Origin of the sequence: Bacillus sp. FSL W8-0183 (assembly GCF_038006825.1) — a bacterium.
In the GTDB taxonomy this organism is placed as follows: domain Bacteria; phylum Bacillota; class Bacilli; order Bacillales; family Bacillaceae; genus Bacillus; species Bacillus altitudinis.
The window spans coordinates 2,907,374-2,925,143 of sequence record NZ_JBBOVY010000001.1 but is presented as its reverse complement, the minus strand read 5'-3'; the positions used below and the strand labels follow the sequence as shown (position 1 = coordinate 2,925,143).

Below are 17,770 nucleotides of genomic sequence, written 5' to 3'. Positions count from 1 at the left end.
GATTTTTCATCCTTAAGATACAGTTAACACATGCATCAGCATGAGGGGAGGCTTTATCTGTGAAAACACAGGATGTCACTGCCAAGGGTGTGCCTGCGGCAGCTTTGAAAAAAGAAAAGAGAAAGCGCTTACTTAATCAATTACTTAGTCAAAAATTTCTGTATTTAATGATTTTGCCAGGGCTCCTTTATTTTCTTGTCTTTAAATATGTCCCTATGTGGGGGCTGATCATTGCCTTTCAAGATTACCAGCCGTTTCTCGGAATTCTTGGCAGTGAGTGGGTTGGCTTCAAACACTTTATTCGCTTATTTACAGAACCAACATTTTTCATCTTATTAAAAAATACGCTCATTTTATTTGCCATGAATGTCGTGATTTTCTTTCCGATTCCAATCTTATTAGCCCTTCTTTTAAACGAGGTCAGATTGGCACTGTTTAAGAAATTTGTTCAGACAATGATTTATATTCCTCACTTCATGTCATGGGTGATTGTCGTGTCCTTATCTTTTGTTTTGTTAACGGTAGATGGCGGGTTAATCAATGAATTGATTGCTTTCTTCGGAGGAGAAAAGATTAACTTCCTTCTTAGTCAAGAATGGTTTAGACCCATGTACATTTTGCAGGTAATCTGGAGAGAAGCGGGTTGGTCAACCATTATTTATCTTGCGGCGATTACAGCAGTAGATCCGCAGCTATATGAAGCAGCAAAAATGGATGGAGCCGGCAGACTCAGACAAATGTGGCACATCACCCTTCCTGCGATTAAAAGCGTCATTGTTGTACTGCTCATTTTAAAAATTGGTGATACATTAGAACTTGGATTTGAGCATGTCTATTTATTACTCAATGCGACCAACAGGGAAGTCGCAGAGATTTTTGATACGTATGTGTATACAGCTGGTCTGAAGCAAGGACAATTCAGCTATAGTACCGCTGTTGGTTTATTTAAAGCAGCCGTTGGACTTATTTTGGTCATGATGGCAAACCGTTTAGCGAAGAAGTTTGGAGAAGAAGGGATTTATTAAAAGGGGAGATGAAGACCAATGACATTATCGATTGAAAAGGGATCACCGCTTGAACATGCAGAGAAATTAGCACAAACAATAATGAAAGCGTATACACCGATTGAACTTCCGCCAGCTGGAAGGTGGCACTATCATCAAGGGGTTTTCCTTTGCGGAGTGATGAAGCTTTACGAAGCAACAGAAAACGAGACGTACTTTGATTATGTGAAAAATTATGCTGACTCACTCATTGATGACCATGGGAATCTGTTATTCCGCAGAGACGAGCTTGATGCCATTCAAGCAGGGCTCATTTTATTCCCGCTGATTGAAAGAACGGGAGAGAAGCGGTATGTGAAGGCAGCAGAAAAGCTTCGGGGGCTTTACCGGACGCTGAATCGCACGACTGAGGGCGGTTTCTGGCATAAAGACAATTATGCCTATCAAATGTGGCTAGATGGTCTTTATATGGGTGGGCCTTTTGCTTTAAAGTATGCCCAGTTGACAGGAGAATCGGAGCTGGTGGACATGGTCATCCATCAAGAGCATCTCATGAGAAAGCATACCAAAGATGAAAAAACGGGCCTTTACTATCACGCATGGGATGAACGGAAAGTGATGCCATGGGCTGATCAACAGACGGGCTGTTCCCCAGAATTTTGGGCAAGATCCTTTGGCTGGTATGTCCTTGCGTTAGCCGACATGATCGAAGATTTACCAGAAGGTCATGAAGGACGAAAAGTGTGGAAGGACACACTGACAGATATGCTGGAAAGTGTGGCAAAATATCAGGACGACGAAACGGGTCTATGGCATCAAATCATTGATAAAGGAAGTCATAGCGACAATTGGCTTGAAAGCTCAGGGTCATGTCTATTCATATATGCGATGGCAAAAGCCATGAATGAAGGATATGTCAGTCTTCGATATGTTGATCATGTGGTCAAAGCGTATCAAGGATTGATTCAGTATAAAACGGAGGAAAAAGACAACGGCGATTTTACGGTGAACGATATTTGTATTGGAACATCTGCGGGATTTTATGACTATTACGTTGGCAGAGAGCGGAGCACGAATGATTTGCATGGAGCAGGCGCTTTTATTATGGCGTTAACTGAACTAGAAAAGCTGTCTGTGTTTCAAAAGGTATGAGGCGGTATCAAAGGGCTGCGGCATGGCTCCTCAGCTTCATCGCTGCCTTTTATTTGTCCGCCTGTCAGGGGAAAACAGAGGGGATTGATGTCCTTATTTTTTCTGACATGTCAAAAGCAATGAAAGACCAATTAGTGGAGAAAGCTTTTCAACCAAATCAGGAGACATACGACGTTCACATCTTCCCTGCAATTCCTGAAAAACTTCTTGTTGAAATAACTGCAAAAGAGGGGGACGTGATGTTTGTCCCGGAAGAAATGTTTAGAACATATGATGACCCTGAAAGCTTTCAGCTGCTTGAAGAGATGCAGATAGATGGCGAAGGGGCAGGACCATATACGGTGGAAGATGCAACAAAGACGGGAAATACAGTCGATTATGCGGTCCAAATCAAGAAAGGAACAAAGCAGCTAAATGGCTATACCTTTCGATTACACCGAGATATGGTCGCCTTCATACCTGTGTATGCGGAGAAATCTAAAGAGGCACTGTCTCTCATGAAGCAGCTTCGTGAAAACCAATAGAAAAAGGGGTGGGGGAATGTGAAAAGGGTCGCTGTTTGCGGGCTCAGTCACCGTGCCTTCAATATGTTTATCAAACCGCTCACCGAGGATTTCAACGAGCATTACAGGATTACAGGGCTCTTAGATGTAGATGAGAAGCGATATACACTTTGTCAGGAGCGTTTTCCATCACTAAGGGGCGTCTCATTTTTTCATGAGGATGCATTTGGTCAGATGGTGAAGGAAGCAAGACCAGATATCGTCATTGTGGCGGGGCGAGATGATACACATGTCACATATATCCTGCAGGCACTGGATCATGATCTGGATGTCATAACGGAAAAGCCGATGGTCACAACAGCAAAAGACGCCAAACAGGTGATGGAAAAAGAGGCAGAAAGCAAAGGGAAGGTCACCGTCACCTTTAATTATCGCTACAATCCATTCCATCGAAAGATAAAAGAGCTCATTTTAGATGGAAAGATTGGAAGGGTCACGTCTGTTGAGTTAAGCTGGCTCATTGATACGTATCACGGAGCCAGTTATTTTAAAAGGTGGAACCGCTCGCGTCAATATTCAGGCGGTCTGTCTATTCATAAATCGACCCATCACTTTGACTTGGTCAACTGGTGGATTGATCAAAAGCCGAAGCAAGTATTTGCCTATGGCGCACTGAATTATTATGGGGATGAAAGTCCTTGGAATCCTTTGCAGGGTGAAGAGAATCGATATTGTGGAACCTGTCATGTAAGAGATACCTGTCATTATGAAGCAAGGTGGAATCCGCGGGTAGAGCGCACAAAGGTGGAGGATGACCATATTGAATCGGGTGAGCAGCAGTCAAAGCAATACTCAAATTATCGCCCGGATGCCTGTATTTTTGATCAAGAAATTGATATTGAGGATACGTATGTGGCGTCAGTGGCTTATGATCAGGGGGCTTTGTTAAGTTATTCGATTCAATTTTCAGCGCCATATGAAGGCTACCGGCTTGCAATTAACGGGACGAAGGGACGGATTGAAACAAATGAGTTTCATGTGCCATCAAGAATCCCTTTTCAATTCCCTGAACAGACAATTGCATACTACCCGATGTTTGGTGGAAAAGAAACGATTGAAGTTGTGAAACAATCAGGTGGTCATGGAGGCGGAGATCCGCTATTATTAGCAGATTTATTTTTAGGAAAAGATCCGCTCATTTCTTATGACATTTCGGCAGGAGCAGAGGCGGGAGCTTATTCCATTGCACTTGGCGAAGGCATGTGGCGCTCAGTTGCAGAAAAACGCCCGATTGAAATAGAAGAATTGTTTCAAAAAGAGACGGTGTAACGAGAAAGAGAGGAGGGAAGAGAGATGGATCATGATGGATCAATGAGCAGAATGTTGCGCATGTGTGAGTGGGTGATGAGACTTGCCTATACGAATTTGTTATGGCTTTTGTTCACTTTACTTGGGCTTGGAATTTTTGGCTTCATGCCTGCAACAACAGCGTTATTTTCTGTGATGAGAAAGTGGATACAAGGGCATGAGCAAGTCAGCGTCTTTCAAACCTTTTGGAAAGTATACCGCGAAGAATTTGTACGCTCTAATGTCATTGGAGTGGTGCTGGTCATCATCGGGACAATTATTTATGTAGACCTTGCTTATATTTATCCAACGAGTTGGTTTTTACACGTGCTTCGCTTTGCGATCTATATCTTTGGTTTTCTGTTTATTGTCAGCTTGTTTTATATCTTTCCGCTGCTGGCTCATTATGATTGGAAAAAGCGTCTTTATTTGAAATTTTCCCTTCTGCTTGGTATCTCGTATTTGCAATATACGCTCTCTATGCTCGTTTTCTCGGCTGTTCTCTTTATCCTATTTGCTTATTTGCCAGGGATCGTGCCGTTTTTTAGCATCAGCATTCTCGCATATGGCCACATGTGGCTGGCCTATCAAGTGTTTAAAAAGATAGAGTTTGAAAGCGAGCAGCCGGCAGTTGATGTGAAGAAACGATTCCCGTCTTTCCTTCAATCCAAGCGGGTGAATACGCAGTGATGTGTATGATTTGCTATAATGGTGTCACCGTGAATAAAAGGAGAGATGAGAGTCGTGTCAGTAAAAGAAATTTCAATAGAAGAATTAAAGCAAAAGCTAGAGCAAGAAGAAGTCATTCAACTCGTCGATGTGCGTGAGGATGAAGAGGTAGCAGAAGGCATGATTCCAGAGGCAGTCCATATTCGAATGGGCGATATTCCTGAGAAGCTGGATGCGTTTGATAAGACGCAAGAGTATTATATTATTTGCCGTTCTGGTAAACGCAGTGAGAATGTCTGCTATTTCTTAGAAGACCAAGGCTATCAAGCAACCAATGTCGTTGGCGGCATGCTTGCATGGACAGGAGAAACAAAACCGAAGCTGTAAAAAGAAGTCCTTTCATCGACAAGATGGAAGGCTTTTTTTTGTTCATATGTCCGTCTCTATTTGCATAAAAATAGAGTAGCAAGAGAAGGGAGAGTGGCATATGTGCTGAAGGTAGCTGTATTTGATGAAGAACACGAGAAAGATTTGCAAAGCGAAATCAATCTTTTTTTAAAAGGAATGGACGACGACCAAATTATTGACATCAAATACAATGTGGCGGTGATCTGTGAGCAAGGAGGAGAGCAGCTCTACTGTTTTTCAGCGCTCATTTTATATAAAAAATAAAAGGACCTGCTGAAGGGTCCTATCAGCGTGTAGACAAACCCTCGCATTCTTTGTCAGTCCTGCGTGCTGGTGCTCACGAATGTCAAATTCGCTCCGCGCCAGTACTCTTCCTTCCTAGGGCTGCAAAGGTTTTCTATCACGCTGAAAAGAAGAAAAAGGGCTCAAATAAAGGTCCTTTTGATATGATCAACTAGCATCAATATGTAAACGATGCTTTTTGCAGTGAACGCACTGAAAGAGGTAGCCTTGCAAGTCTCCTCCGTTCACGAGCCATTGTTTCAGGTTCTCTTTTGTGAAATGTCCACCGCTGCAAATCTCTTCAATATCCTCTGAGAGTTCTTCTTCTAAATGCTCAATCTCTTTCCAACCAACATACTGCACAATCGCGCAAAAATCCCCGCAATGGCTTAACCAATATTCCTGCTGCCATCCGCGGTAACCCGGCGTTCTGTAGATCAGTTCATCTATATATTCTTCATGATCGACGTCATCACAACTCACATCGTCTTGAAACATTCCATTATATGTTTGAGCAGCTGATCCATCTTTAATGCACCAAGGACAAATGCCAGAAGCGTCTTCAACAGAATAAAAAGGACCATGATATACATAATCTCGTTCTTTCTCACAAACGGGGCATATCGTCTGCTCTTTTTTAATTACATGTAATGAAACTGGGTCTGGGTTGTACTTGAACGTAGGTAACGTCATATAAACCTCCATTATGTTGAAAAGTGATGATTCAACACTATTTTATCGGAATACACAATGTCATGACAATCTTCAATTATTTCAACGAGAAAAAAAGCCGTTCGGATGAGGAACGACTTTTCTCTTGTGATGATTATGCTTTTTTTACTCTTGGACTTCTTGGTTTATTGTACTTATTTGCTTGTTTAATCGCTCTTCGTTCTTCATTTAATGATTTGTACAGAGATACAATCATTAAAATGATGACAACAGAGAACGGTAAAGCAGCAAGTTTGGCTGTGTTTTGCAAGGCTTCAAGACCGCCTGAAAATAAGAGCACTGCCGCAACTGCTGACTGGATAATACCCCAGCTGATCTTTACACTATTGGATGGATTTAATGATCCATAGGTTGTCTGCATGCCAAGCACAAAAGTGGCTGAGTCTGCTGATGTGATAAAGAATACCGCAATTAAAATAAGAGCTAGAATCGATGTGATCATTGCCAGCGGATATTCATTTAGTACACCAAAAAGCATGGTTTCCGTAGAAAGGCCTGCAACATCGACAATATTCTTTTGCTGTAAGTCCATCGCAGAAACACCGAAAATAGAGAACCAAAGAAATACAAGGATAGATGGAGCAACTAACACACCAACTAAAAACTCTCGAATGGTTCGTCCACGTGATACACGTGCAATAAAGATCCCGACAAATGGTGCCCAAGAGATCCACCATGCCCAATAAAAGATCGTCCATCCGTTAATCCATTCTCTCTTTTCAGGGTCATTTGGAGATAAACGAAAGCTCATTTGAACGATGTTGGATAAGTATTGTCCAATAGAGTCAGTAAATGAATTTAAAATATAAACTGTTGGACCTACCAAAAGTAAGAAAAACATCAGAACAGCTGCTAATACCATGTTGATATTACTTAAATATTTAATCCCTTTACCAATACCGCTAAGAGCAGATGCAAGGAAGAGCACCGTCACAATGATGATAATAATCAATTGTGTGCTAAAGGCATTTGGAATGTTAAATAGATAATCCAATCCGCCATTGATTTGTGCTGCGCCTAATCCTAAGCTCGTTGCAACACCAACAACTGTCGCGAACACAGCAATACAATCGATGGTTTTTCCGATCCATCCGTGCGTTTTATCTCCTAAAACTGGCTGCAGTGTTGCACTGATTAAGCCAGGCGCATCTTTTCTAAATTTAAAGTATGCAATGCAAAGCGCAACAATGGCATAGATCGCCCATGCATGAAGTCCCCAGTGGAAAAAAGTATAACGAAGGGAATCACGGAAGGCTTGTGCAGTTTCAGTGTCACCCGTTGGTGATTGAATCGCATAATGACTGATCGGTTCAGCTGCTCCGTAAAAAACAAGCCCAATGCCCATTCCAGCACTAAATAGCATCGCAAACCAAGAAAAAAGACCAAATTCAGGCTCTTCACCTGGCTTACCTAACGTAATTTTTCCGATAGGGCTAAAGATAAAGAATAGACAAAAGCCGACAAGCAGTGATACGACTAATAAATAATACCAGCCAAAGTCATTTGTAATGTATGTTTGAATTTGATCTGTCACATTTTGTAGTGATTCTGGAGAAAAGGCTCCCCATAGAACGGCAATAAATGTGATAGCAATCACAATCCAAAATACACTTGATACGTTTTTCACACCATCTCACTCTCCTGTTGTTCTACACGTTTAAGCAGAGGATTTAATTTAATATCCCCTGTCTCAACTATTTTCAAACAAAAAGAGGCGAGTTTCTCACTCGACCTCTATTTTACCGTAACATGTTTTGCTTCCATTTATCAACCATCGATATGTGAAGATGACTTTTCTTCAATTCGTTTGCGCAGACGGTAGACATATTCTTTTAAACAAACTGCGAAAATCGTAAACGCTAAAATAATGGCGATTTTTAACGGGGTAATGGACAGCTTCATAAAGAAAGCGGCTGTCAAACTAATGACAACTGCAAGGACAATCGGAAGTGCGCGTCTAATCATTGAAATCTCTCCTTTAGTTCTAGTGCGGCATTCATGCCAGCTAACCTGCCTGTCACAAGTGCTGACGTAATATTGTAACCGCCTGTGTAACCGTGAATATCTAAAATTTCTCCGCAGAAATAAAGACCGGCCATTTTTTTGGATGCCATTTTCTTCGGTTCAATTTCTTTGACAGAAACGCCGCCACCTGTAACAAAGGCTTTATCTAAAGAAAGCGTCCCATTTGCATGGACGATGAAATGTTTACAATCATGAGCAAAAGCGCGCAGTTTATCTTTAGCCAGACCAGAAAATGTCTCCTGCGGATCAATGCCATTTCGTTCTAAAAGGAACAATAAATAGCGCTCTTGCATCCAAGATTTCAGGACATTTTTAATGGCTTTTTTTGGTTCATCTTTTAGATCGCGATGAAGCTTTTGGAATAGCTCCTCGTCATTGAGCTTTGGGTATAAGTCAATTTGAAGACGGACGGCCTGTTGCTTTTTCAGTTCCTTCACAACAAATCCGCTGCATCTCAGAACGGCAGGACCTGATAAGCCAAAGTGTGTAAAGATCATATCCATGACATGAGTGACGACGGGTTTTCCTTTTTTATTTAAAACACTCACGGCCACACTTCTTAATGAAAGACCTTGAAGCACTTTGTCCTTAATAAAACGCTCGTCTGACGTGACGGGTACTTCGGTTGGGAAGAGCTCTGTAATGGTATGGCCAGCGGCTTCTGCCCATGCATAGCCATCGCCAGTAGAGCCTGTATGCGGCACACTTTTCCCGCCAACAGCAATGACAACGGCATGACTTGAAATTTTTTCATCATTATTTGTAACAATTCCAGCTGCTTGTCCGTCTTGATACAGAACGGTTTTAATCTTTTCATTCGTTCGAATGGTCACATTGAGCACGCGGAGCCTATCCAATAGGGCATCCACAACAGATTGTGCTTTGTTTGAGACAGGGAACATACGTCCATGGTCTTCTTCTTTTAGTTCAATACCTAGATTTTCAAAGAACGAAATAATATCCTCGTTATTGAACTCAGAAAATGCACTATATAGAAAACGGCCGTTTCCGGGAATATGCTTGATGATTTCTTCTACTGGAAGGCGATTGGTCACATTGCAGCGTCCACCGCCAGAAATGGCGAGCTTTCTGCCAAGTTTGTTTCCTTTGTCAATTAACAGAACCGATGCACCGTGTTCTGCCGATGCAATCGCGGCCATCAGTCCAGAAGGTCCACCGCCAATGACAATGACATCATAATGTTTCATGTTACATTCCTCTTTCTACTTTCAGTCATTTCTCTATTATAACGAAGATTGGGGAAGGCTGAAATATGAATTGATTGGTTTTGTGACTTCTGTATTGGATTTGTTACCTGTGCGATGAAATGATGTGTTAAAATAGTTAAGTTGAATATTCATTAGAAAAATGGTGGTTAAGCGCATGTCTAATAAACTGCTTCGTGGTACGTTGGTTTTAACGATAGGGACTTATCTCTCTCGTATTCTTGGTATGATTTACTTAATTCCATTTAGCGCAATGGTCGGAGCGACTGGTGGTGCGCTATTCCAATATGGATACAATCAGTATACGATCTTTTTAAGTATTGCTACGCTCGGTTTTCCAACAGCGGTATCGAAATTCGTTTCTAAATATAATGCAATCGGCGATTATGAGACAACAAGAAAAATGTTCAGGGCGGGTATGTCGGTCATGCTTGTCACCGGTATTATCGCCTTTTCTATTTTATATTTGACCGCACCGATCTTTGCCAAGATTCAGCTTGGAGGATCGAATGAAACGGGCGGTTTGACGGTCGATCAAGTGGTTTATGTGATTCGGATGGTCAGTTTGGGTCTGTTGGTTGTACCCATTATGAGTCTTGTGCGAGGGTTTTTCCAAGGGCACTCGATGATGGGCCCGACAGCTGTTTCCCAAGTCATCGAACAACTTGTCAGAATCATCTTCCTATTAACAGCGACGTTTATCATTTTAAAAGTGCTTGACGGCGGTCTTGTTATTGCGGTTGGTTATGCCACATTTGCCGCACTCATTGGTGCGTTTGGCGGTCTATTTACGCTTTATTTATATTGGCTGAAGCGGAAAGATCGGCTTTTGGCAATGCAGCCGAATACAGGGGACTATTCTGGATTATCTTATAAGCAAATGTTTACAGAGCTGTTCAGTTATGCAGCACCCTATGTGTTTGTTGGGCTTGCCATTCCGATTTATTCTTATATTGATACAAATACAATTAACAGAGCGATGATTGCATCAGGACATCAGGATATTAGTACAGCGGTTCTGTCTATTGTGACGTTATATTTACCGAAGCTTGTCATGATTCCTGTGTCACTTGCAACTGCATTTGGTTTAACATTGATTCCTACCATAACGGAATCCTTTACAGCGCGAAATTACAAGCTGCTGAATCGACAAATTGATCAAACGATGCAGGTCATTTTATTCTTCGTTCTGCCTGCTTCATTTGGTATTTCGGCATTGGCTGGACCAGTTTATTGGTTTTTCTATCCGTCTGTGCATCCTGAGATTGGGACTTCTATTTTGTTTTGGTATGCACCTGTTGCGTTACTGTTTTCTTTATTCACCATTAACGCAGCGATTTTACAAGGGATTAACAAACAAAAATTTGCGATCGTCAGTCTTTTGTTAGGGATTATCATTAAAACGGTTCTCAATATCCCGCTGATTAGCTGGCTGCAAGGAAACGGTTCTGTGCTTGCAACGGCATTAGGCTACAGTGCCTCGATTTTGTATATGTTCATCATGATCAAGCGCCATGCAGGCTATTCGTTCCGCAGGATTTTCAAACGGTTTATTTTAATTGGTATTTTAACGGCAATCATGGCTGTAGTGGCTTATGTGACATGTCAGCTTGTGAGTCAAGTCATTTCATATGAAGGCGGAATCATACAAGCGGGTATTGTCATTTTGATTTCAATGATCACTGGCGGCGGTGTGTATATGTTCTTATCTTATAAAGTTGGATTGTTAGAGCGTGTACTTGGCAGACGGATGCCGTCATTTTTAAGAAAAAAGAGTTAGAAGAGGTGGAGAAGCATGAGGCTTGATAAATTGCTGGCCAATACGGGCTTTGGTTCAAGGAAAGATGTAAAGAAGCTGGTCAAGGCCCGGGCTGTCACAGTGAATGGAGAAGTGGCGAAGCAGGTGAAAGATCATGTCGATCCAACAAATGATGAAGTGCTCGTGCATGGAGAGCGTGTAGAGTATAAAGAATTCATTTATCTCATGATGAACAAGCCAGACGGTGTCATTTCAGCAACGGAGGATCTGCGAGATGAGACGGTTGTTGATTTACTAGAGCCAGAGGATATTGCAAGGGAGCCATTCCCTGTGGGGAGACTGGATAAGGATACAGTCGGTCTCCTCCTCCTTACAAATGACGGCCAGCTTGCTCATCAATTGTTATCTCCGAAAAAGCATGTTCCGAAAACGTATGAAGTTCATCTAAAATACCCGCTTGGAGATCAAGACATCACTCGTCTTGAAGAGGGAGTTGTGATTTTAGACGACTACCGAACGAAGCCGGCGAAGGTTGAAGTAGATGCCAACCAAGAGGCAGATACACGAATCCGTTTAACGATTACTGAAGGGAAGTACCATCAAGTGAAGCTGATGGCACAAGCAGTGGGCAATGAAGTGATCTTTTTAAAACGGCTCTCGATGGGGGCTGTTTCATTAGACGAAGATTTGGCGCCAGGAGAATACCGTGAATTGACGGAGGAAGAGTTAGACAGCTTAATCAATCGTGATTAATATAGAGCAAATGAAAAGAACCGGCATATCGCCGGTTCTTTTTGTTATATGGAAGTTCATTATTCGCTTATGATGATATTTTTACTTTTTTTCTCGTTGTTTCCCATTTGCCTCTGCTTGGACTATGAACAAGATCGTTATAGGCAAGCACGTTTAAGTCTCTTTGGATGGTTCTAGGTGTGATCCCGAATTCATCAACCAGCTCTTGTGTCGTCACAAGACCTTTCTCTTGAATGAACATATAAACTGATTTTATTCGAGTCATCATACGGTTTGTTGAAGGTTTCAAAAAACCACTCCCTATCAATAAGATCGGATGGACTTGACTAACCACAACTTACTACACTAAAACTGCGACATAAGGACATGCAACAATGGTAAATGTTCGTGTTTCTTAATGTTTTATTCTATTATACACGTTATTATGCATCTAGTTCCACCAAAAAGTCAACTTTACGTGTTTTTAAACTTGTCTTCATGAATGAAATTATGGTATATATCATGATTTGAATCCGGTTACAACCCAATAAACACAAGGCGTATAAAGAAAATTGCCACTTAAGAAAGAGCAAAAAATAAACACAGAAAATTTACAAAATAAAAAATCATTCATACAAAAAAGACACATTCAAATGAGAAATGTGTCTTTTTATTTTGGTTATCCTTCTAAGAAAAAGAGCTGCACGAAAAATAAGACGGCAAAAATGAGCACAAGAATATGCACTTCTTTCCATTTTCCTTTTGCCAGCTTCACAAGTGGATATGAAATAAATCCTAGTGAAATTCCTGTAGAGATGCTAGATGTCAGCGGCATGGAAAGAATCACAAGAAAAGCAGGAAATGCTTCGTCAAGCTCATTCCAGCGAATACGTGACACTGAATTCATCATCAAACAGCCGACAATGATTAAGACAGGTGAAGTGATGGACGGCAAAGACGAAATGGCTTGAACGAGCGGACCAAAAAACAAAGCCACAATAAACAATGCAGCAACGGTTAAAGAGGTCAGTCCAGTTCTTCCGCCAGCAGCCACTCCTGATGAAGATTCAATGTAAGCTGTGGTTGGGCTTGTTCCAAACATTGAGCCAATTGTCGTTGCAGCAGAGTCAGCAAGTAAGGCTCTGCGTACTTTTGGGAGCTGACCATTTTTCATTAAACCTGCTTGTTCCGCAACCCCGATCATTGTTCCAGTTGTATCAAAAATCGTCACAAGTAAAAAGGAGAAGACAACAGCATACAAGTGATGGGAAAATACATCGCCAAACGCAGCGAATGGATTTGTAATCAGCATTCCTTCAGGCAGTGCTGGGGTATCCACTAGCACTTTAGGAAAATGAAGCTGACCTGTTGCAAGTGCAATTAACGTGGTTGCTAACATGCCGATAAACAGCGCTCCATTCACTTGAAGAACCATTAATATGACAGAAATCATTAAACCAACGAGTGTCAAAATGACAACAGGTGAGCTTAAATTACCAAGCTTCACAAGATTTTGTGGATCAGCAGTGATGATTCCAGACTGTCTTAGCCCAATGAATGCAATAAATAATCCGATACCTGCTGTAATCCCGTACTTTAAATTATCTGGAATCGCCTCAATGAGTTGTTTTCTAAGGGATGTTAACGATAAAATAATAAAGAGTATTCCAGCAACAAATACCGCACTAAATGCTGTTTGATAGCTGAGACCCCCACCACCGACAACAGTGACGGTGAAATAGACATTCAGCCCCATACCTGGTGCAATGGCAATCGGATAGTTTGCAAAGAGTGCCATCCAGAGTGTACCGACAACAGCAGCGATAATGGTTGCAGTAAAGACTTGGTCAAAAGGAATGCCTGCATCTGAAAGGATTCCTGGATTGACGGCTACAATATATACCATCGTAAAGAATGTCGTCATACCAGCGAGTAATTCTTTCTTTATGTTGGTTTGGTTCTCTTTTAACTGAAACATAAAATCCTCCATTTACGAACATTATTACAAAACACTTAATATAATATTCGTTTTAAGGGTGGATTGCAACCTTTTTTCAAGGAGGAATGGAAAAATGAATTGGGAAGCAGAAGTCATACGAAAAAAAGACAGTTTGATTCAGGATACACAATCTTTTTTACAAATTGAAAGTGTCTTGGATGAAGAAGGCGGCACAGCAGGAAAACCGTTCGGTGAAAAAGTGGATGAGGCTCTTCAGTATATGCTCAAAAAAGGGCAGGACGAGGGCTTCAAAGTGAAAAATGTTGATGGTTATGCTGGTCATATTGAATATGGAGAAGGCGAAGACATCGTCGGTGTGCTATGCCATGTGGATGTCGTGCCTGCGGGTGACGACTGGACAACCCCACCATTTTCAGCGGACATAAGAGAAAATAAAATCTTTGCAAGAGGCGCCATTGATGATAAAGGGCCGACCATGGCGGCGTTTTACGCATTGAAAATGTTAAAAGATGCCGGTCTGCCGCTGTCGAAAAAGATTCGAATCATCATTGGCACAGATGAAGAAAGCGATTGGAGATGCGTCGATCACTATTTCAAGCATGAGGCGATGCCGCAAATTGGCTTTGCACCAGATGCTGATTTTCCAATTATTCATGCTGAAAAAGGGATCATAGATGCCATCGTATCCTTTACATACGAACAATCAGAAGAAAACAAGCGTTACATCCTTAAGCAATTCACAGCAGGCATGCGTCTCAATATGGTCCCAGATGAGGCTCGCGCGATTGTGGCAGCAGCAAATGATCACGATGCTGAAGCATTAAAAACGGCTTTTGCAGCCTATCTTGCGGAAAATCAGTTAACCGGTGAGACAAACCATATAGCAGATGGACTGACATTCACATTAAAAGGTGTATCAGTTCATGCAATGGAGCCGGCGAATGGCACAAATGCGGGCATTCATATGGCGAATTTCTTATGTGCGCATGAATTAGATGAAAGAGGGCTCGCTTTTACATCACAAATAAATGCTTTATTTGATCAAGACACAAGAGGACAAAAACTCGGCATCGCTTGTAAAGATGATATTAGTGGTGACTTGACCTTGAATGTTGGCACAATCCGCTATTCGCAAAACGAAGAAGCGAATCTTGGGCTGAATGTCCGCTATCCCGTAACAGCGGACGGTGAGGAAGTCAAAAAAGGGATTGAACGAATAAAAGGGGCAGCGATTGAGAAATTTGATGACAGTCCTCCTCATCACGTCTCAAAAGACCATCCACTTGTGAAAACATTACAGCGTGTCTACGAAGAACAAACAGGAGATCCTGCCCATCTTATTGCGATTGGGGGAGGAACGTATGCAAGGTCATTAGAAGCAGGCGTTGCCTTTGGCCCTCTATTCCCAGGAAGACCTGATTGTGCACATCAAAAGGATGAATATATCGAAATCGATGATTTACTACGAGCAACTGCGCTATATGCACAAGCCATGTATGAATTGGCCAAATAAAAAAGGATAGAGAAGAGGGGATTCACTGTGAAAAAAATGTTCTTATGCTCTTCATTCAAAGACAGCTATTCTCTCTTGTCTGACTTTGTAGGCGACACCTTAAAAGGAAAAAGTGTGACATTCATTCCGGCAGCCAGTGAAGTGGAAGAAGTCACGCACTATGTCGATGCAGCAAAAGAAGCCTTTCATCAATTAGAACTGCGTGTAGAGACTGTTCAGCTGACCGGGCAAACGGTTCAGGAAATCACACAGATCATTGGAAAGAATGATGTCATGTATGTATCTGGCGGCAATACCTTTTATTTGCTGCAAGAATTAAGAAAGCACGGGCTCGATCGTGTATTGAAAGAAGAGATCGGCAAAGGCAAGCTGTATATAGGAGAATCTGCGGGGAGTATTATCATGGCGCCAAGCATTGAATACATCTCACTGATGGATGATCAAGAGAAAGCGCTAGAATTATCTTCCTTTGAAGGATTCAATGAGATCAACAGCTATCCGGTACCGCATATAAACAATCCTTATTTAGGTGAAGCCGCGCAGCATATCATAGAGAAAGATCAAAATACGCTCTCTTTATGCCCGCTCACTGATGAACAAGTTTTACTTGTGACAGGCGAACAGACTGAGGTCAAGACGGTCTGAGTTGTTCCTTTCAGCGTGTAGACAAACCCTCGCATTCGGTGTCAGTCCTGCGCTTCGGTGCTCACGAATGTCAAATACGCTCCGCGCCGATGCTCGTCCTTCCTAGGGCTGCAAAGGTTTTCTATCACGCTGAAAAGAAGACAAAGGGCTAAAATCAAGTTCATTTTAGCCCTTTGTCAACAATCTGAAAGGAACAGGAGCATACGCCCTGTTCCTTTTTTAATCTTGAAACACATCACTTGATAAATAACGTTCACCCGTGTCTGCTGTCATACAAATGACAATGTGATCCTTTGGCATTTGCTTGGCTGCTTCAATGGCTGCATAGCATGCCGCGCCAGATGATGGACCGACTAAAATACCTTCAAGACGGGCGAGCTTTCGTGTGATGTCGTAAGCATCTTCATCACTCACTTGCACAATCTCATCATACACCTGTTCGTTTAAAATATGTGGGATAAATCCTGGACTTGTGCCAACAAGCTTATGTTTGCCAGGTTTCCCGCCTGATAAAACAGGAGACCCCTTTGGCTCTGCCACATGTATCGTCAATTCCGGGAATGCTTTTTTGAGTTCCTCTCCAGTGCCTGTAATGGTTCCGCCAGTTCCAGCAGTTGCGACAAAAGCGGCAAGCGGCTGTCCAATCTGTTGCACTGCATCAATAATTTCTACAGCCGTTGTCCCTCTATGAGCATCGGGGTTCGCACCATTGTCAAATTGCATGGGAATAAAGCTGTTAGGAATTTGAGCAGCTAATTCTTCTGCCTTGCGAATACAGCCTGGCATTTTTTCCTCCCCCGGGGTTAAGACGACCTGTGCGCCGTATGCCTTTAAAATATTGATTCTTTCTTGGGTCATCGTATCAGGCATGATCAGAATGGCTTTGTAGCCTCTTGCAGCAGCGTTCATCGCTAAGCCAATTCCTGTATTCCCGCTTGTTGGTTCAATAATCGTTGCCCCTTTTGTGAGCTTTCCTTGTTTTTCTGCCTCAAGGATCATATTGTAAGCAGCCCGATCTTTTACACTTCCGCTAGGATTAAATGATTCCAGTTTTAAATAAATAGCAGCGCCATGTTCTGGCTGAAGGCGCTGTAATTTTACAAGTGGTGTATGACCTATTAATTCAGCTATATTTTGTGCAACCTTCATCATGTGACACCCTTTCTTCTCATTCCGCATTACTTTAGTTATACTATCATCAATGGGGATTCGTAAAGTTTGTTAAAAGGACAGGTGAAAATATGGCCGAAAGCCGTCATTATTTTATCGGGATTCCAATCCCTGAACAACTCGCGTATCAAATGAAAGCGGATATAGACAAGAGGAGCGGACTTTCCTTTCAAAAATGGACAGCACCCATTGATTATCATGTCACCCTTGTGTTTTTAGGTGCGATTCCAGAGGACCGTTTAAATAAGATTTCTGAGCTACTTGCACAGCTGTCTCCTGAGGTGTCTGCTTTCCCGCTGAAGCTGAATGAAGTAGGGATATTTGGCCAAAAGGAGCGGCCGAGAGTCTTTTTTGCAAAGCCTAGTGAAAGTAAGCCTTTGATGGATCTAAGAGAAAAGGTGAAAGCAGCCGTTTTGACAGCAGGTCATCCTGTCGAAAAGAGACCCTTTCATCCACATATGACGATTGCGCGCAAATGGAATAGGGAACAGTCCTATATAGAACAAGCACCCTTACGGAAAGAACCATATTCGATGGAGGTTTCTAGTATCGCTTTATTTGAAATCCGTCTAAAAGAAACCCCGCGTTATCACGCGATCAAACAATTTACACTACATAAATGATTCTAGAGGTTGGAGTGAGT

At 42.1% G+C, this 17,770-nt stretch carries 19 protein-coding genes; 12 read left to right on the top strand and 7 right to left on the bottom strand.

The annotated features are described in order from the left end of the window. Window positions 1-59: 59 nt before the first annotated feature. The 7 genes from NSQ64_RS15490 (at window position 60) to NSQ64_RS15460 (ending at window position 5,347) form a co-directional block, all read left to right on the top strand. Window positions 60-1,025, top strand: coding sequence for an ABC transporter permease (locus NSQ64_RS15490; RefSeq protein ID WP_008343019.1), 966 nt, complete (start codon window positions 60-62; stop codon window positions 1,023-1,025). An 18-nt stretch (window positions 1,026-1,043) separates the two neighbouring features. Further along, window positions 1,044-2,156 carry a glycoside hydrolase family 88/105 protein gene (locus NSQ64_RS15485; RefSeq protein WP_341017230.1) on the top strand — a complete coding sequence of 371 codons (1,113 nt, stop codon included), beginning with the start codon at window positions 1,044-1,046 and terminating at the stop codon, window positions 2,154-2,156. Beyond that, on the top strand, window positions 2,153-2,680 hold the full coding sequence (locus NSQ64_RS15480; RefSeq protein ID WP_341017228.1) for a lipoprotein YteS: 528 nt from the start codon (window positions 2,153-2,155) through the stop codon (window positions 2,678-2,680). Before NSQ64_RS15485 ends, NSQ64_RS15480 begins: the two co-directional genes overlap by 4 nt. Before the next feature lie 18 nt (window positions 2,681-2,698). Then, entirely contained in the window at window positions 2,699-3,988 is a 1,290-nt protein-coding gene (locus NSQ64_RS15475; protein ID WP_060781305.1) for a Gfo/Idh/MocA family protein, read from the top strand. Between the two features lie 24 nt (window positions 3,989-4,012). After that, a complete protein-coding gene (locus NSQ64_RS15470; protein WP_007501858.1) occupies window positions 4,013-4,696 on the top strand; it encodes a YesL family protein in 684 nt (227 codons plus the stop codon). Between the two features lie 54 nt (window positions 4,697-4,750). Further along, window positions 4,751-5,062, top strand: a complete 312-nt coding sequence (locus tag NSQ64_RS15465) for a rhodanese-like domain-containing protein (protein WP_341017225.1) — start codon at window positions 4,751-4,753, stop codon at window positions 5,060-5,062. Window positions 5,063-5,164: 102 nt separating this feature from the next. Further along, a complete protein-coding gene (locus tag NSQ64_RS15460) occupies window positions 5,165-5,347 on the top strand; it encodes a sporulation protein Cse60 (protein ID WP_003217582.1) in 183 nt (60 codons plus the stop codon). 186 nt (window positions 5,348-5,533) lie between these two features. Here the strand turns inward: NSQ64_RS15460 and NSQ64_RS15455 are convergent, their stop codons facing one another. The 4 genes from NSQ64_RS15455 to NSQ64_RS15440 form a co-directional block, all read right to left on the bottom strand. After that, a complete protein-coding gene (locus tag NSQ64_RS15455; protein WP_341017223.1) occupies window positions 5,534-6,058 on the bottom strand; it encodes a CbrC family protein in 525 nt (174 codons plus the stop codon). A 133-nt stretch (window positions 6,059-6,191) separates the two neighbouring features. Continuing rightward, entirely contained in the window at window positions 6,192-7,724 is a 1,533-nt protein-coding gene (gene opuD, locus NSQ64_RS15450) for a glycine betaine transporter OpuD (RefSeq protein WP_041093413.1), read from the bottom strand. Window positions 7,725-7,864: 140 nt separating this feature from the next. Continuing rightward, window positions 7,865-8,062: a hypothetical protein gene (locus tag NSQ64_RS15445; RefSeq protein WP_008343027.1), complete on the bottom strand. Its 198-nt coding sequence runs from the start codon at window positions 8,060-8,062 to the stop codon at window positions 7,865-7,867. Then, complete coding sequence (locus tag NSQ64_RS15440; protein WP_144667093.1) at window positions 8,059-9,330, bottom strand: BaiN/RdsA family NAD(P)/FAD-dependent oxidoreductase; 1,272 nt, start codon at window positions 9,328-9,330, stop codon at window positions 8,059-8,061. The genes NSQ64_RS15445 and NSQ64_RS15440 overlap by 4 nt, the downstream gene beginning before the upstream one ends. Before the next feature lie 175 nt (window positions 9,331-9,505). Here NSQ64_RS15440 and NSQ64_RS15435 point away from each other — a divergent pair, with 175 nt between their 5' ends. Together NSQ64_RS15435 and NSQ64_RS15430 are read left to right on the top strand one after the other, a co-directional pair. Beyond that, window positions 9,506-11,128, top strand: a complete 1,623-nt coding sequence (locus NSQ64_RS15435; protein WP_341017220.1) for a putative polysaccharide biosynthesis protein — start codon at window positions 9,506-9,508, stop codon at window positions 11,126-11,128. 15 nt (window positions 11,129-11,143) lie between these two features. Then, complete coding sequence (locus NSQ64_RS15430; protein WP_017367874.1) at window positions 11,144-11,860, top strand: pseudouridine synthase; 717 nt, start codon at window positions 11,144-11,146, stop codon at window positions 11,858-11,860. 67 nt (window positions 11,861-11,927) lie between these two features. Here NSQ64_RS15430 and NSQ64_RS15425 read toward each other — a convergent pair whose 3' ends face one another. Both NSQ64_RS15425 and NSQ64_RS15420 read right to left on the bottom strand, forming a co-directional pair. Continuing rightward, the gene (locus tag NSQ64_RS15425; protein WP_008356419.1) at window positions 11,928-12,149 is read right to left on the bottom strand and encodes a DeoR family transcriptional regulator; all 222 of its coding nucleotides are present in this window, start codon (window positions 12,147-12,149) and stop codon (window positions 11,928-11,930) included. 369 nt (window positions 12,150-12,518) lie between these two features. Continuing rightward, window positions 12,519-13,817, bottom strand: coding sequence for an NCS2 family permease (locus NSQ64_RS15420; RefSeq protein ID WP_017358329.1), 1,299 nt, complete (start codon window positions 13,815-13,817; stop codon window positions 12,519-12,521). A 94-nt stretch (window positions 13,818-13,911) separates the two neighbouring features. Here NSQ64_RS15420 and pepV point away from each other — a divergent pair, with 94 nt between their 5' ends. Together pepV and NSQ64_RS15410 are read left to right on the top strand one after the other, a co-directional pair. After that, window positions 13,912-15,312, top strand: a complete 1,401-nt coding sequence (gene pepV, locus NSQ64_RS15415) for a dipeptidase PepV (protein ID WP_341017217.1) — start codon at window positions 13,912-13,914, stop codon at window positions 15,310-15,312. A 27-nt stretch (window positions 15,313-15,339) separates the two neighbouring features. Beyond that, complete coding sequence (locus NSQ64_RS15410) at window positions 15,340-15,957, top strand: Type 1 glutamine amidotransferase-like domain-containing protein (RefSeq protein ID WP_341017215.1); 618 nt, start codon at window positions 15,340-15,342, stop codon at window positions 15,955-15,957. Window positions 15,958-16,176: 219 nt separating this feature from the next. Here NSQ64_RS15410 and cysK read toward each other — a convergent pair whose 3' ends face one another. Beyond that, entirely contained in the window at window positions 16,177-17,106 is a 930-nt protein-coding gene (cysK, locus tag NSQ64_RS15405) for a cysteine synthase A (protein WP_024719291.1), read from the bottom strand. Between the two features lie 92 nt (window positions 17,107-17,198). On the opposite strand from cysK, the gene thpR reads away from it, so the two are divergent. After that, window positions 17,199-17,750, top strand: coding sequence for an RNA 2',3'-cyclic phosphodiesterase (thpR, locus tag NSQ64_RS15400; RefSeq protein WP_024719290.1), 552 nt, complete (start codon window positions 17,199-17,201; stop codon window positions 17,748-17,750). The last annotated feature ends 20 nt before the right edge of the window (window positions 17,751-17,770 follow it).

What these genes read in the sequence shown, in the direction of transcription:
- NSQ64_RS15485 (WP_341017230.1), top strand. Translation starts at nt 1,044, where the DNA reads ATGACATTATCGATTGAAAAGGGATCACCGCTTGAACATGCAGAGAAA.
- NSQ64_RS15480 (WP_341017228.1), top strand. Translation starts at nt 2,153, where the DNA reads ATGAGGCGGTATCAAAGGGCTGCGGCATGGCTCCTCAGCTTCATCGCT.
- NSQ64_RS15470 (WP_007501858.1), top strand. Translation starts at nt 4,013, where the DNA reads ATGGATCATGATGGATCAATGAGCAGAATGTTGCGCATGTGTGAGTGG.
- NSQ64_RS15455 (WP_341017223.1), bottom strand. Translation starts at nt 6,058, where the DNA reads ATGACGTTACCTACGTTCAAGTACAACCCAGACCCAGTTTCATTACAT.
- NSQ64_RS15445 (WP_008343027.1), bottom strand. Translation starts at nt 8,062, where the DNA reads ATGATTAGACGCGCACTTCCGATTGTCCTTGCAGTTGTCATTAGTTTG.
- NSQ64_RS15440 (WP_144667093.1), bottom strand. Translation starts at nt 9,330, where the DNA reads ATGAAACATTATGATGTCATTGTCATTGGCGGTGGACCTTCTGGACTG.
- NSQ64_RS15435 (WP_341017220.1), top strand. Translation starts at nt 9,506, where the DNA reads ATGTCTAATAAACTGCTTCGTGGTACGTTGGTTTTAACGATAGGGACT.
- NSQ64_RS15430 (WP_017367874.1), top strand. Translation starts at nt 11,144, where the DNA reads ATGAGGCTTGATAAATTGCTGGCCAATACGGGCTTTGGTTCAAGGAAA.
- NSQ64_RS15420 (WP_017358329.1), bottom strand. Translation starts at nt 13,817, where the DNA reads ATGTTTCAGTTAAAAGAGAACCAAACCAACATAAAGAAAGAATTACTC.
- pepV (WP_341017217.1), top strand. Translation starts at nt 13,912, where the DNA reads ATGAATTGGGAAGCAGAAGTCATACGAAAAAAAGACAGTTTGATTCAG.
- cysK (WP_024719291.1), bottom strand. Translation starts at nt 17,106, where the DNA reads ATGAAGGTTGCACAAAATATAGCTGAATTAATAGGTCATACACCACTT.
- thpR (WP_024719290.1), top strand. Translation starts at nt 17,199, where the DNA reads ATGGCCGAAAGCCGTCATTATTTTATCGGGATTCCAATCCCTGAACAA.